Annotated in this window: 14 protein-coding genes; 9 read left to right on the top strand and 5 right to left on the bottom strand. The window is 60.1% G+C overall.

All coding sequences use genetic code 11. The features are described 5' to 3' along the window. The first annotated feature begins 6 nt into the window (after positions 1 to 6). From pstA to ACZ89R_RS17785, 5 genes are all read left to right on the top strand, one after another. Complete coding sequence (gene pstA, locus ACZ89R_RS17805; RefSeq protein ID WP_063342079.1) at positions 7 to 1,677, top strand: phosphate ABC transporter permease PstA; 1,671 nt, start codon at positions 7 to 9, stop codon at positions 1,675 to 1,677. Between the two features lie 153 nt (positions 1,678 to 1,830). Next, positions 1,831 to 2,664: a phosphate ABC transporter ATP-binding protein PstB gene (pstB, locus tag ACZ89R_RS17800; protein ID WP_095052363.1), complete on the top strand. Its 834-nt coding sequence runs from the start codon at positions 1,831 to 1,833 to the stop codon at positions 2,662 to 2,664. A gap of 71 nt (positions 2,665 to 2,735) precedes the next feature. Beyond that, a complete protein-coding gene (gene phoU / locus ACZ89R_RS17795) occupies positions 2,736 to 3,497 on the top strand; it encodes a phosphate signaling complex protein PhoU (RefSeq protein WP_007896483.1) in 762 nt (253 codons plus the stop codon). 167 nt (positions 3,498 to 3,664) lie between these two features. Next, complete coding sequence (locus tag ACZ89R_RS17790) at positions 3,665 to 4,615, top strand: response regulator (protein WP_429545074.1); 951 nt, start codon at positions 3,665 to 3,667, stop codon at positions 4,613 to 4,615. 188 nt (positions 4,616 to 4,803) lie between these two features. Continuing rightward, positions 4,804 to 5,700 (top strand): peptidoglycan DD-metalloendopeptidase family protein, encoded by an 897-nt coding sequence (locus tag ACZ89R_RS17785; protein ID WP_429545075.1) that lies wholly within the window; start codon positions 4,804 to 4,806, stop codon positions 5,698 to 5,700. Between the two features lie 118 nt (positions 5,701 to 5,818). Here the strand turns inward: ACZ89R_RS17785 and ACZ89R_RS17780 are convergent, their stop codons facing one another. From ACZ89R_RS17780 to phoB, 3 genes are all read right to left on the bottom strand, one after another. Beyond that, the gene (locus ACZ89R_RS17780; RefSeq protein ID WP_095632861.1) at positions 5,819 to 7,159 is read right to left on the bottom strand and encodes a hemolysin family protein; all 1,341 of its coding nucleotides are present in this window, start codon (positions 7,157 to 7,159) and stop codon (positions 5,819 to 5,821) included. A 123-nt stretch (positions 7,160 to 7,282) separates the two neighbouring features. Beyond that, positions 7,283 to 8,569: a phosphate regulon sensor histidine kinase PhoR gene (gene phoR, locus ACZ89R_RS17775; protein ID WP_259698718.1), complete on the bottom strand. Its 1,287-nt coding sequence runs from the start codon at positions 8,567 to 8,569 to the stop codon at positions 7,283 to 7,285. 75 nt (positions 8,570 to 8,644) lie between these two features. Further along, positions 8,645 to 9,334 (bottom strand): phosphate regulon transcriptional regulator PhoB, encoded by a 690-nt coding sequence (gene phoB / locus ACZ89R_RS17770; RefSeq protein WP_007896474.1) that lies wholly within the window; start codon positions 9,332 to 9,334, stop codon positions 8,645 to 8,647. 152 nt (positions 9,335 to 9,486) lie between these two features. Between phoB and ACZ89R_RS17765 the strand changes: the two genes are divergently transcribed. After that, a complete protein-coding gene (locus ACZ89R_RS17765) occupies positions 9,487 to 9,864 on the top strand; it encodes a COG4315 family predicted lipoprotein (protein ID WP_429545076.1) in 378 nt (125 codons plus the stop codon). Between the two features lie 90 nt (positions 9,865 to 9,954). On the opposite strand, the gene ubiA is transcribed toward ACZ89R_RS17765, so the two are convergent. Both ubiA and ACZ89R_RS17755 read right to left on the bottom strand, forming a co-directional pair. Next, positions 9,955 to 10,845 (bottom strand): 4-hydroxybenzoate octaprenyltransferase, encoded by an 891-nt coding sequence (gene ubiA / locus ACZ89R_RS17760; protein ID WP_429545077.1) that lies wholly within the window; start codon positions 10,843 to 10,845, stop codon positions 9,955 to 9,957. Further along, positions 10,845 to 11,408 carry a chorismate--pyruvate lyase family protein gene (locus ACZ89R_RS17755; RefSeq protein WP_429545078.1) on the bottom strand — a complete coding sequence of 188 codons (564 nt, stop codon included), beginning with the start codon at positions 11,406 to 11,408 and terminating at the stop codon, positions 10,845 to 10,847. The genes ubiA and ACZ89R_RS17755 overlap by 1 nt, the downstream gene beginning before the upstream one ends. A 200-nt stretch (positions 11,409 to 11,608) precedes the next feature. Between ACZ89R_RS17755 and ACZ89R_RS17750 the strand changes: the two genes are divergently transcribed. The 3 genes from ACZ89R_RS17750 (at position 11,609) to ACZ89R_RS17740 (ending at position 13,412) form a co-directional block, all read left to right on the top strand. After that, complete coding sequence (locus ACZ89R_RS17750) at positions 11,609 to 11,776, top strand: rubredoxin (RefSeq protein WP_007896465.1); 168 nt, start codon at positions 11,609 to 11,611, stop codon at positions 11,774 to 11,776. Positions 11,777 to 11,795: 19 nt separating this feature from the next. Continuing rightward, positions 11,796 to 12,944, top strand: a complete 1,149-nt coding sequence (locus tag ACZ89R_RS17745; protein WP_429545079.1) for an NAD(P)/FAD-dependent oxidoreductase — start codon at positions 11,796 to 11,798, stop codon at positions 12,942 to 12,944. Positions 12,945 to 13,136: 192 nt separating this feature from the next. Beyond that, the gene (locus ACZ89R_RS17740) at positions 13,137 to 13,412 is read left to right on the top strand and encodes an HU family DNA-binding protein (protein WP_003213368.1); all 276 of its coding nucleotides are present in this window, start codon (positions 13,137 to 13,139) and stop codon (positions 13,410 to 13,412) included. Positions 13,413 to 13,483: the final 71 nt, after the last annotated feature.

The following is a 13,483-nucleotide window of genomic DNA, read 5'->3' as shown; positions in this document are numbered from 1 at the left end:
AAGTCTGTGAAACAGAACTCCCTGAATGGATGGTTCAAGAGCGGCGCCCCCGGCGTCTGGATCAGCGGTGGCGCGGTGTCCATTGCGGTCATCATGACCATTGGCCTGCTGGCGGTGATTGCCGTGCGCGGCCTGGGTCACTTCTGGCCGGCGGACCTGATCCACGCCAGTTACGACGTGCCGGGCCAAGCCAACCACCTCGTCATCGGCGAAGTGGTGCAGAAGGAAGAAGTGCCACGCGAGCGCCTGAAAAGCGCTGGCCTGCCGGTGCCCGATCAAGGCCCGGAGTTCATGACCCGCGAGCTGATCAAGGTCGGCAACCGTGATCTGAACGGCACCGACTTCACCTGGATTGTCGGCGAGTGGCTGACCAACCAGAAAACCCCGCCTGAGCTGATGGCCATCGAGCGTCGCGAGTGGGGCAATTTCTACGGCTACCTGGTCAACGTCAAACAGGACGGCAAGGTCATCGCTGAAGGCGAGGCCGCATGGCCTGAGTTGCAGGCGCGCGTGGATCGCGTCAACCAGCTCGCCGCACAGCTCAAGACCCTGGAAAAGGTCGACATCGGCGCGATCAACGCCGGTCTCGAACGTGTGCGTCTGCACGGTCGCAAACTGGAATTGGCCGGCCGTCTCGACGCTGCCGCGCAAGCGGATCTGGAGTCCGAGCGCGCCGAACTGAATGCCCGTTATCAGGACATCGAAGCGCGTCTGAACGACCTGCACGCTCAGTTCAACCGCGATAGCCTGACCGCTCGCGATGCCAACGGTAAAGAAGTCGAAATCGGCATTGGTAAAGTGGTTCACGCCTACCAGCCGAACGCCATGGGCACCTTCACCAAGATTGGCTTCTACTTCAGCAAGGTCTGGGAATTCCTCAGTGATGACCCGCGTGAAGCCAACACCGAAGGCGGGATTTTCCCGGCGATTTTCGGCACCGTGATGATGACGTTGATCATGGCGATGATCGTGACGCCGTTCGGTGTGCTGGCGGCGGTCTACCTGCGTGAATATGCACGTCAGGGGCCGATGACCCGGCTGATCCGCATCGCGGTGAACAACCTGGCGGGTGTTCCGGCCATCGTTTACGGCGTGTTCGGTCTGGGCTTCTTCGTCTACGTGCTCGGTGGTTCGGTCGACCGGTTGTTCTTCCCTGAAGCACTGCCGGCGCCGACCTTCGGTACGCCGGGCCTGCTTTGGGCCTCGCTGACCCTGGCGCTGCTGGCTGTGCCGGTGGTGATCGTGGCCACCGAAGAAGGCCTGGCGCGGATTCCTCGCACCGTTCGCGAAGGTTCGTTGGCTCTTGGCGCGACCAAGGCCGAAACTTTGTGGAAGATCGTGCTGCCAATGGCCAGCCCGGCGATGATGACCGGCATGATCCTCGCCGTGGCCCGTGCCGCCGGTGAAGTGGCGCCGCTGATGCTGGTGGGTGTGGTGAAACTGGCGCCGTCGTTGCCGCTGGATGGCAACTACCCGTACTTGCACCTGGACCAGAAGATCATGCACTTGGGCTTCCACATTTATGACGTCGGCTTCCAGAGCCCGAACGTCGAAGCCGCGCGGCCACTGGTCTACGCCACCGCATTGCTGCTGGTGCTGGTGATCGCCACGCTCAACTTGTCGGCGGTTTATATCCGTAACCATCTGCGCGAAAAATACAAAGCACTGGATAGCTGATTCATGCAGCACTGATTTCTATGTGGGAGCGAGCCTGCTCGCGATGGCATCACCGCGGTTTCACAGTTAAACCGCGTCGCCAGCATCGCCAGCATCGCCAGCAGGCTGGCTCCCACAAAAACGAACCGAATTTGTTAGCACAGGGAGCCTCCCATGCAGCACGAAGCACATACTCACGGCATCAACATGTCGGCCCTGGGCCGCGACAAACAGAGCCTGAGCCTCGAGCAGGAAACCGTGGCCATCGAAGTACCGGGCCTGAGCCTGTTCTACGGCGACAAACAAGCGCTGTTCGACGTCAGCATGAACATCCCGAAACAGCGCGTAACCGCCTTCATCGGTCCGTCCGGCTGCGGCAAGTCCACGCTGCTGCGCACCTTCAACCGCATGAACGACCTGGTGGATGGCTGCCGCGTCGACGGCGCAATCAACCTCTACGGCAACAACATCTACCGCAAGGGCGAGGACGTGGCCGAGTTGCGTCGCCGGGTCGGCATGGTGTTCCAGAAGCCTAACCCGTTCCCGAAAACCATCTACGAAAACGTGGTTTACGGTCTGCGCATCCAGGGCATCAACAAGAAACGCATCCTCGACGAAGCCGTCGAGTGGGCGTTGAAAGGCGCGGCGCTGTGGGATGAGGTTAAAGACCGTCTGCACGAGTCGGCACTCGGCCTGTCCGGTGGTCAGCAGCAACGTCTGGTGATTGCCCGCACCATCGCCGTGGAGCCGGAAGTATTGCTGCTCGACGAACCATGCTCGGCACTCGACCCGATCTCCACACTGAAAGTCGAAGAACTGATCTACGAACTGAAATCCAAGTTCACCATTGTTATCGTGACCCACAACATGCAACAGGCCGCGCGGGTTTCCGACTACACGGCGTTCATGTACATGGGCAAACTGGTGGAATTCGGCGACACCGATACTCTGTTCACCAATCCGGCGAAGAAGCAGACCGAAGACTACATTACCGGTCGTTACGGCTAGGAAGCTGTTGTTGCTCACTGAACTGACGCTGCGGTCCACCGCACCTTACCGGACGCTCCAAGGACGCCAACATGATTAGTAAAGAAGGCCTTACCCATCACATCTCCGCGCAGTTCAACGCTGAGCTAGAGGAAGTGCGCAGCCACCTCCTGGCCATGGGCGGGCTGGTCGAGAAGCAGGTCAACGACGCGGTCACCGCGCTGATCGAAGCCGACTCCGGCCTGGCCCAGCAAGTGCGTGAGATCGACGACCAGATCAACCAGATGGAACGCAACATCGACGAAGAATGCCTGCGCATTCTGGCCCGTCGCCAACCGGCGGCGTCGGACTTGCGTTTGATCATCAGCATCTCCAAATCGGTGATCGACCTGGAGCGCATCGGCGACGAAGCCACCAAGATCGCCCGCCGTGCCATTCAGTTGTGCGAAGAAGGCGAAGCGCCGCGCGGTTACGTCGAGGTTCGCCACATCGGCGACCAGGTGCGCAACATGGTTCGCGATGCGCTGGACGCGTTTGCCCGTTTCGACGCCGACCTGGCGTTGTCGGTGGCGCAGTACGACAAGATCATCGACCGCGAATACAAGACCGCACTGCGTGAACTCGCCACCTACATGATGGAAGACCCGCGCTCTATCTCGCGGGTCTTGAGCATTATCTGGGTACTGCGTTCCCTGGAGCGGATCGGCGATCACGCGCGCAATATCTCGGAGCTGGTGATTTACCTGGTGCGCGGCACCGACGTGCGTCACTTGGGCCTCAAGCGCATGAAGGAAGAAGTTGAAGGCACAAGTGCCGAAACCGCTAATGTTCCGGGCAAAGCTGACGATAAGTAAGATTGCCCAAGAAAAGCGCCCGGCCTTTTGGCTGGGCGTTTTTGTTTGTGTGGCTTTTGAATTGAAAAGCAGCACCCGCGAACGAAAAGTCCCGGCGTGACTGAAGAGTTTTGGCAAAGTGCCATCAGCCAGCGTTATGCTTGCCGGGATTTTTAAAGGGGTGTTGGATGAGCAAGATCAGTGTGTTGGTCGTGGACGATGCGTCGTTCATTCGTGACCTGGTGAAGAAGTGCCTGCGCAACTACTTCCCGGGGATCCGGACCGAAGATGCAGTCAACGGCAAAAAGGCCCAGGCCATGCTGGCCAAAGAAGCATTCGACCTGGTTCTGTGCGACTGGGAAATGCCGGAAATGTCCGGTCTGGAACTGCTGACCTGGTGCCGCGAGCAGGACAACCTCAAGACCATGCCGTTCGTGATGGTCACCAGCCGTGGCGACAAAGAGAACGTCGTCCAGGCGATTCAGGCCGGGGTTTCGGGCTACGTCAGCAAGCCGTTCACCAACGAGCAACTGCTGACCAAGGTCAAGCAGGCATTGAACAAGGTCGGCAAGCTCGACACCTTGATGAACAGCGCGCCGACCAAAATGAACTCGGCGTTCGGCAACGACTCCCTTAGCGCGCTCACGGGTGGCAAGGCAGCCGTGGTCACGCCATCGGCGGCACCGGTCAACCCATTCGCCAAACCTGTCGCCGCCGCGCCAGCCCCGGCCGCCGCACCGTCTCGCGGCTTGCTTAACAGCCCGCCGATCAAGGCGCCTGCTGCCGCCGCAGCATCATCTGGCGGTCGTGGTCAAGGCCAACTGCGCCTGCCAAGCGGCACCCAGCAATGCGTGATCAAGGCCTTGAGCATCAAGGAAGCGCTGCTGGTGGTGAAACGCACCGACACGCTGCCGCAAGTCCTCGACAGCGCCGTGCTCGACCTGGAGCAGGGCGATAACGCTGAAATCGCCCGCCTCAACGGCTACCTGCATGCCATCGTCGCCTTCGAGCCGAAACCTGACAGCGAATGGCTGCAACTGACTTTCCGCTTTGTCGACCAGGATGCGCAGAAGCTCGACTACATCTCCCGCCTGATCGCCCGTGGCACCGCGCAGAAGCATTTCGTACCGGGCGCGTAAGCGTCGCCCCCAAAAGATCGCAGCCTTCGGCAGCTCCTACAGGTGATCGCATTGCCTCTGTAGGAGCTGCCGAAGGCTGCGATCTTTTGATCTTGCTTCTTTCCCCGATTTTGAAACATCTGTCGACTACGCTGGTCCATTTCAGCTGCTAGGCTCCTTTCCAGGCCTTACTCGACAGAATCTTGCCCATGCTCGCGCGCCTGCTGTTTTTCTGTGGTCTGTTCATGGCCTCCACCTCGGCTGTGGCCATGACGATTTACCGGTCCACTGACGCCAGTGGCGTGGTCTCTTACAGCGACCGCCCCAGCAAAGGCGCGAAGGTGTTCGTTTTTCGCGACCGGATGGTCGAGCGCCTTGAGCGGCAGGTGTACCTCGATATCAAGAAGCAGAAGGGCATGGACAGTGTGTTCGTGCGCAACGATCTGTATGCGCCGGTCGAGATCGAGCTGAGCTTTTCCGGGCTGAACAATGTCAGCGGCGCGCCGAGCCGACCGATTCGGCGGGTCATGCCGGCACGCAGCAGCATTCGCCTTGCGCTGCTCAAGGCGACGAAGGCCGGAAGGCCGCTGGCGTATACCCCGAAGTTCGAATATTCCCTGGGCGACCCCGCAGGGGCTGCCATGGCCTATCGATATCCATTGCCTTGGCGTGGCGGGCCGTTTCGGCTGAGTCAGGGCGCCAATGGCCAATACAGCCACTATGGGCCGAAGAACCGTTATGCGATGGACATCGCCATGCCCGAAGGCACGCCGATCATCGCGGCGCGCGGCGGGATGGTGGTGAAAACCGAGAATGGCCAGACCGGGCGCGGCAACGATCCGTCGGGCAATTTCGTGCGGGTGTTGCACGATGACGGGACCATGGGTGTGTACCTGCACCTCAAGAAAGGTTCGGTCAGCGTACGGGAAGGTCAGCGTGTGGTGGTGGGCAGTGCGCTGGCGCTGTCAGGCAATACCGGCAACAGCAGCGGCCCGCACCTGCACTTCGTGGTGCAGCGCAATACCGGGTTGGGGTTGGTATCGATTCCGTACCAGTTCAATCAACCGGTAGGCGCGTTGCCCAACTTTGCGTTGGGCAAGAAGTAAAACGTCAAAGTCAAAAGATCGCAGCCTGCGGCAGCTCCTACAGGGATTGGCGTACATCTGTAGGATGTTGCGGAAGGCTGCGATCTTTTGGGGGGCAATGCGGTTTACCACATTGCACTTAATCGAGCATCAACACCTTCGCCAAAATGATCTTCGGCCCTTTCATCTTCTTGATGATGATCCGCAAGCCTTCGACTTCCAGCACTTCTTCCTCTTCCGGCACCCGTTTCAGGGTTTCGTAGACCAGCCCGGCGAGGGTTTCCGCTTCGATATGGTCCAGATCGATACCCAGCAGGCGTTCAACCTTGAACAGCGGCGTATCGCCCCGCACCAGCAGTTTGCCCGGTTGATACGCGAGGATCCCGCGTTCGGCCTTGCGGTGTTCGTCCTGAATGTCGCCCACCAACACTTCCAGCACGTCTTCCATGGTCAGGTAGCCGATGATGTTGCCGTCGGCTTCCTCGACCAGAGCGAAATGCGAACCGCCCTTGCGGAATTGTTCCAGCAACTGCGACAGCGGCATGTGGCGCGACACGCGCTCCAGCGGCCGGGTCAGTTCGGCGAGGTTGAACGACTCGGGAATGTGATCCAGCGCGGCCAGTTCCAGCAGCAAATCCTTGATGTGCAGCAGGCCGACGAACTCCTGGCGCTCGCTGTCATACACCGGGTAGCGGCTGAACTTGTGGCGACGGAACATCGCCAGAATTTCCTTGAGCGGCGCGTTGAACTCCAGCGTGACCAGGTCTTCCCGGGAGTTGGCCCAGTCGACCACTTCCAGCTCGCCCATTTCCACCGCCGAGGCCAACACGCGCATGCCTTGGTCGCTCGGGTCCTGGCCACGGCTGGAATGCAGGATCAGCTTCAGCTCTTCACGGCTGTAATGGTGCTCATGGTGCGGGCCAGGTTCACCTTGCCCGGCAATGCGCAGGATTTGGTTGGCGCTGGCGTTGAGCAGGTAGATGGCCGGGTACATGGCCCAGTAGAACAGGTACAGCGGCACCGCCGTCCAGAGCGACAACAGCTCGGGTTTGCGGATGGCCCAGGATTTCGGGGCCAGTTCGCCGACCACGATGTGCAGGTACGAAATGATGAAGAACGCCGTGAAGAACGAAACGGCCTTCACCACCTCAGCGGAATCCACGCCCACGGCACTCAGCACGGGTGCCAGAAGGTGCGCGAACGCGGGTTCGCCGACCCAGCCCAGGCCCAGCGAGGCGAGGGTGATACCCAATTGGCAGGCCGAGAGATACGCATCGAGCTGACTGTGCACGGTACGCAGGATATGCCCGCGCCAACCGTGCTTTTCAGCGATGGCTTCGACGCGGGTGGAGCGCAATTTGACCATGGCAAATTCTGCCGCAACGAAAAAGCCGTTGAGCAAAACCAGGATCAGAGCAAAAAGAATCATGCCGAAATCGGCGAATATTGTTGCGAGGGTCAAGCCAGGGGAAGGGTCCATGATGGAGTTTTGCGGGTTCCGTGTATTCGAAAGGAAAGAAAAAAGTGCGCCTGAAGGGCAGGCACAAGTCAGCCAATGTAGCGGCTGACCGGGTAATTGCCTAGTGGCGGGTGCTGGCCGGTATCAATCGGCGGCACTGATGACGCGGGATTTTGTCACTTGGGCTGGCGCAAAATGGCAAGTAAACGTGCTGCCGTGGCCCGGCACACTGCTGATTTCCATACGTGCCCGGTGGCGCAGCAACACATGTTTGACGATGGCCAGCCCCAGCCCGGTGCCGCCGGTGTTGGAGTTGCGGCTGGAATCGACGCGATAGAAGCGTTCAGTCAGGCGCGGCAAGTGTTTGCTGTCGATGCCGATCCCCGAATCCTGCACGCTCAGGTGTGCGCCTTGATCGTCACCCCACCAGCGAATGCGGATATTGCCCTCGGCCGGTGTGTACTTCACTGCGTTGAACACCAGGTTGGAAAACGCGCTACGCAATTCTGCTTCGCTACCCTTGAGCAGAATCGTCGGATCGGCTTCCAGGGTGATGTGCTGATTGCGTTGACCGGACAGTTGCTGAGCGTCGCCCTTGATCGATTGCAGCAGGCTGTCGACGGCCACCGGTTGGTTGTCCGACGGGTAATCGGTGGCTTCCAGTTTGGCCAGCAGCAGCAAATCGTTGAGCAAAGTCTGCATGCGTCCGCCTTGCTGTTGCATCTGCTGCAGGGCGCGGGTCCAGCGTGGGTTCACTTCCTCGACGTTGTCGAGCAGCGTTTCCAGGTAGCCGCAGATCACCGTCAGCGGTGTGCGCAGCTCATGGGACACGTTGGCGATGAAGTCTTTGCGCATCTGTTCCAGCTGATGGATACGCGTCACGTCGCGCACCAGCATCAAGTGTTCGTTGTTGCCGTAGCGGGTGATGTACAGCTGAATGCGCAGGCGATCATTGATCGGTGAAGGGATTTCCAGCGGCTCGGCGTAGCTGTCCTGCTCGAAGTACTCCTTGAAGCGCGGATGGCGCACCAGGTTGGTCACGGGCTGGCCGCTGTCCTGGGGGGTCTTGAGGCCCAGCAGGGTTTCGGCGGCGCGGTTCCACCATTCCAGGTTGCCGTCGCTGTCGAGCATGATTACCGCGTCTTTCAGCGCAGCGGTGGATTCCTGGACCCGGTCGATCACCGCTTGCAGGCGTCCGCGCACTCGTTGGTCGCGGCGTTGCAGGTGGTAAATGCTGTCGAACACTTCGCCCCACAGGCCATAGCCATCGGGCGGTGCTTCATCGGGTTTGTGCAGGCGTAGCCATTCGTGCAAACGCAGCAGTTGCTTGAGGGTCCAGGCCAGATAAAGGCCCAGGCCCACGGCGAGGCTCCAGCCGTAGTAGCCGGAAATCAGGCCGATCACCAGGCAGGCGGTGACCAGCAACAGCATGTGGCGAATCAGGGTGCCATGCCAGTTTTGGTTCACGGAAAATATGCGTCCTTGTCAGCGAGTCTGGCGGTCGGCTCAGGCTTTGGTGGAAAACCGGTAACCGGTGCCGCGCACGGTTTGTACCAGATTTTCGTAAGCATCGCCGAGGGCTTTGCGCAGGCGACGGATGTGCACATCGACGGTGCGCTCTTCGACATAGACATTGCCGCCCCAGACCTGATCCAGCAACTGCCCGCGGGTGTAGGCACGTTCCTGGTGGGTCATGAAAAATTGCAGCAAACGGTATTCGGTCGGGCCCATCTCGGCGGGTTTGCCGTCGATGGTCACGCGGTGGCTGATCGGGTCCAGCAGCAGGCCGCCAACTTCGATCGGCGCTTCGCCATCGGTCGGGCCGGCGCGGCGCAGTACGGCTTTCAGGCGGGCCACCAGTTCACGCGGGGAAAACGGTTTGGTGATGTAGTCATCGGCGCCGACTTCCAGGCCCTGGATTTTGTTGTCCTCTTCGCCCTTGGCGGTGAGCATGATGATCGGGATATCCCCGGTCAGCTCATCGCGCTTGAGGCGGCGGGCCAGTTCGATACCGGAGGTGCCGGGCAGCATCCAGTCGAGCAAAATAAGGTCCGGCTTACGGTCGACGATAATGGCATGGGCCTGCTGCGAGTTCTCCGCCTCCAGGCAGTCATAGCCGGCCATTTCCAACGCAACGGCGATCATTTCGCGAATGGGCGCTTCGTCGTCGACGATCAGAATGCTCCTGCCAACCATGCGTTAATCCTCTTGTCATTTAACTGTCTTGCGCCGCATTAGATAACGGAATTATTGCAGTCGTGTGACAGTATTTTAGCCGCCCTGCGATTGTCGTGATCCTGAACTAAGCTCTAAGTCCGAATCCTGACAACCACAAGAGGAAGGTTTCCATGAATTACATTGCGCAATCCTGGAAGGCCCTGCTGGTCGCGGCCGCGCTAACGCTGCCGTCCCTGGCCTTCGCGGCAGACCCCGCCATGATGAAAGACGGCATGATGGTCGACCACAAGGGCATGACCTTGTACACGTTTGACAAAGACAAGGAAGGCAAGTCGATGTGCACGGGTGAGTGTGCGACGAATTGGCCGCCTTTGATGGCGCCGATGGATGCCAAGCCCACAGGTGACTGGACGCCGATCAAGCGTGACGACGGCACGATGCAATGGGCTTATAAAGGCAAGCCAATGTATGGCTACAAAATGGACAAAAAGCCCGGGGATACGGAGGGTGAGGGTAAAGGCGGCTTCTGGCACATGTATCGACACTGAGTGATTGCCAAAAAGATCGCAGCCAGACGTCAGCTCCTACAGATGTCATCCGGCGTAGGAGCTGCCGAAGGCTGCGATCTTTTCCAGACGTCAGCGCAATGCGTAATCCAGCACAATCCCCACGAAAATCGCCAACCCCGCCCAGTGATTGTGCAAAAACGCCTGGAAGCAACGCATCCGGTCCTTGCTGCGGGTGTACCAGAACTCCCATGCAAAACAACCCGCCGCCGCCAGCAGCCCGAGGTGGAACCAGCCGCCGAGTTCGAATTTCGACCCGGCCAGCAGCAGGCAGCCCAGCGCCAAGCCCTGCAGGATCAGAATGATCACCCTGTCGGCGTCGCCAAACAGAATCGCCGTGGATTTCACGCCGATCTTCAGGTCGTCATCGCGGTCGGTCATGGCGTAATAGGTGTCGTAGCCAACGGTCCACAACAAGTTGGCGATCCACAATAACCAGGCCGCCGCCGGCAGTTCACCAGTTTCGGCGGTGAACGCCATGGGCATGCCCCAGGAGAACGCCGCGCCCAGCACCACTTGCGGGTAGTAGGTGTAGCGCTTCATAAATGGATAACTGAACGCCAGAGCCAAGCCGCCCAGCGACAGCCACACGGTCTTCGCGTTAGTACACAGCACCAGCAAAAAACTCACGCCCATTAGCACCGCGAAGAACACCAGGGCTTCTTTGGAGCTGATCTTGCCGCTTACCAGTGGCCGCTGTTCGGTGCGTTTCACGTGGCCGTCGACCTTACGGTCTGCCCAATCGTTGATCACACAACCGCCGGCACGGGTCAGTACCACGCCGAGCACGAAAATCACGATATTGGCCAATGAAGGCGAACCTTCACCGGCAATCCAGAGTGCCCACAACGTTGGCCACAGCAGCAAGTAAATGCCGATCGGCTTATCCATGCGGGTCAACTGAATGAAATCCCAGGCCCGAGGATTCACGCGGTTCAGGGACTTGAGCAGGCTCTGGTACATCAGCAATTCTCCGGATGGGCGCGGGCGGCGCTCCACAAGGTCGGCAGGAAGATCTCGGCCACCAGCACGCTCAAGGCGCCGCGGTCGAAACGCGAGCGCCGGCCCCATAATTCAGACGCCTGAGCATCCATGGGTAGCCATGCCTGAGGATAGTGACAAACCTCAATGGCCCGGCGCTGAAATGCCTGATCACAAAACAGCAATTCGCCCAGCGAACGGCTGCCCAATTCATCCATATGCAATCCATCGCCCTGCAACGCGCTACGCGCTGCCACGCTGCGGGCAAACACCCAGGCTTCACCGTGCCCGCGCAGATACACCTCGCGCACCCAGCCTTCACTGCCTTCGGCCAGCTCCAGCGCTGCACATTCGTCGGAGCGCAGCGATTGCCAGCCTTCGAACAGCGGCGTGACGCTGAAGCCATCATTCGACAGGCGGATCAAGCGCCGGGTCAGCGACCCTTCATCGAACAGCCAATCGAGCGTAGACGTGTCGGGAAGGGGCGTCAGTTGGCTGCGAGGGAGCCAGACCGGTATCGCGGAGGGGGATTTTGAGTGCGGCACAGTGAGTCATTATTGGCAGCAAATGAGGCGGCGAGCTTACCATGTCAGGCGGCGAATTTGATTGACCCCGCCTGCCGTTGCGCCGAACAGGCTTGCATCTGCCGGGCGCGATCAGTACAAAACGCCCTGAGCCGGACGGCAGCGCTCTACCCATCGACCGTTCGCGCCGGCAAAAGCCTGAATCCCGAGGAAATACCTGAATGAAAAAGTGGCAATGTGTGGTCTGCGGCCTGATCTATAACGAAGCCGAGGGCTGGCCGGACGACGGTATTGCGGCGGGCACGCCGTGGCAGGACGTGCCGGAAGACTGGCTGTGCCCGGATTGCGGCGTGGGCAAGATGGATTTCGAAATGATTGAAATCAACTAAGACAAGCAAGGAGCAAGGAATGAACGCACCTGTCGTGATCGTCGGCACTGGGCTGGCTGGCTACAACCTGGCCCGGGAGTTTCGCAAACTCGATGGCGAAACCCCGCTGCTGCTGATTACCGCAGATGACGGACGCTCCTACTCCAAGCCGATGCTCTCCACCGGCTTCGGCAAGAATAAAGACGCCGACGGCCTGAGCATGGCCGAACCGGGCGCCATGGCCGAGCAATTGAAGGCCGAAGTGCGCACCCACACGCGCATCAGCGGTATCGACCCAGGCCATAAGCGCCTCTGGATTGGTGAAGAGGCGGTGATCTACCGCGACCTGATCCTGGCCTGGGGCGCGGAAACCGTGCGGGTGCCGATCGAAGGCGATGCCGCTGACGCCGTTTTCCCGATCAATGATCTTGAAGACTACGCACGCTTTCGCGCGGCCGCGGCCGGCAAACGTCGGGTGTTGCTGCTGGGCGCCGGTTTGATCGGCTGCGAATTCGCCAACGACCTGATTCTCGGTGGTTACGAGGTGCAACTGGTTGCACCGTGCGAGCAGGTCATGCCGACCTTGCTGCACCCGGCGGCGGCCGCAGCAGTCCAGGCCGGGCTAGAAGGCTTGGGCGCGCGCTTCCACCTCGGGCCGGTGCTCAATCGCTTGCAGCGAGTGGCAGACGGCCTGGAAGCGCACCTGTCCGACGGCCAGGTCATCCCGTGCGATGTGGTGGTGTCGGCCATCGGTCTGCGTCCGCGCATCGACCTGGCGGCCGCTGCCGGGCTGCAGGTCAATCGCGGCGTAGTGGTCGACCGTCACCTGAAAACCTCTCACGCCAACATTTATGCCTTGGGCGACTGCGCCGAGGTCGATGGGCTGAATCTGTTGTACGTCATGCCCCTCATGAGCTGTGCGAGAGCGCTGGCCCAGACCCTCGCCGGAAACCCTACAGCGGTGAGTTATGGCCCGATGCCGATCACCGTGAAAACACCGGTCTGCCCATTGGTGGTTTCGCCGCCACCACGGGGCGAGGAGGGTGTCTGGACGGTCGAAGGGCAGGGCGCAGACATCAAGGTGCTGTGCCGCGACAGCGCCGGCAAATTGCTGGGCTATGCCCTGACAGGCGCGGCGGTGATGGAAAAACTCGCTCTGAACAAAGAGCTTCCGGCCTTGCTGGCGTAAATAGCGGTCGTTCTGTCGGAATCACCCCGCTTTTGCCCCCACAAAGGTCGCGGGGAGACTGGCGCCGCTCTGAAGCGCGTGCCATTCTCACTCCCGTCTGCCGCAGAGTAGAGCACCTGCGGCGCCTTAGGCGCTGTTCCAACGAGAACAGCACGGACATAACAACAAAAAACCGTCAAAGGGGCTTCACTAATGCGTAAACCAGAACTCGCCGCTGCAATTGCGGAAAAAGCAGACCTCACCAAAGAGCAGGCCAACCGCGTTCTCAACGCCGTTCTCGAAGAAATCACCGGCGCTCTGCACCGTAAAGACAGCGTCACGCTGGTGGGCTTCGGCACCTTCCTGCAACGCCATCGCGGTGCCCGTACGGGCAAAAACCCGCAGACCGGTGAGCCAGTCAAAATCAAGGCCAGCAACACTGTTGCGTTCAAGCCAGGCAAATCGTTGAAAGACAGCGTTAATCCGTAACACGCACCGACTTCCCGCACAGCGGGCGAGCGGGATAAAAAATGGGCACGCCAACGAGGTTGGGTGCCCAT

The organism is Pseudomonas sp. TE3728, from assembly GCF_056279145.1.
The sequence above is the reverse complement of the archived record's forward strand: the minus strand, read 5'-3'. Positions and strand labels throughout refer to the sequence as shown.

Coding starts and splice junctions, on each gene's coding strand:
- pstB (WP_095052363.1), top strand. CDS start 1,831: ATGCAGCACGAAGCACATACTCACGGCATCAACATGTCGGCCCTGGGC.
- phoU (WP_007896483.1), top strand. CDS start 2,736: ATGATTAGTAAAGAAGGCCTTACCCATCACATCTCCGCGCAGTTCAAC.
- ACZ89R_RS17790 (WP_429545074.1), top strand. CDS start 3,665: ATGAGCAAGATCAGTGTGTTGGTCGTGGACGATGCGTCGTTCATTCGT.
- ACZ89R_RS17785 (WP_429545075.1), top strand. CDS start 4,804: ATGCTCGCGCGCCTGCTGTTTTTCTGTGGTCTGTTCATGGCCTCCACC.
- ACZ89R_RS17780 (WP_095632861.1), bottom strand. CDS start 7,159: ATGGACCCTTCCCCTGGCTTGACCCTCGCAACAATATTCGCCGATTTC.
- phoR (WP_259698718.1), bottom strand. CDS start 8,569: ATGCTGTTGCTGGTCACCGCCTGCCTGGTGATCGGCCTGATTTCCGGC.
- phoB (WP_007896474.1), bottom strand. CDS start 9,334: ATGGTTGGCAGGAGCATTCTGATCGTCGACGACGAAGCGCCCATTCGC.
- ACZ89R_RS17765 (WP_429545076.1), top strand. CDS start 9,487: ATGAATTACATTGCGCAATCCTGGAAGGCCCTGCTGGTCGCGGCCGCG.
- ubiA (WP_429545077.1), bottom strand. CDS start 10,845: ATGTACCAGAGCCTGCTCAAGTCCCTGAACCGCGTGAATCCTCGGGCC.
- ACZ89R_RS17750 (WP_007896465.1), top strand. CDS start 11,609: ATGAAAAAGTGGCAATGTGTGGTCTGCGGCCTGATCTATAACGAAGCC.
- ACZ89R_RS17745 (WP_429545079.1), top strand. CDS start 11,796: ATGAACGCACCTGTCGTGATCGTCGGCACTGGGCTGGCTGGCTACAAC.
- ACZ89R_RS17740 (WP_003213368.1), top strand. CDS start 13,137: ATGCGTAAACCAGAACTCGCCGCTGCAATTGCGGAAAAAGCAGACCTC.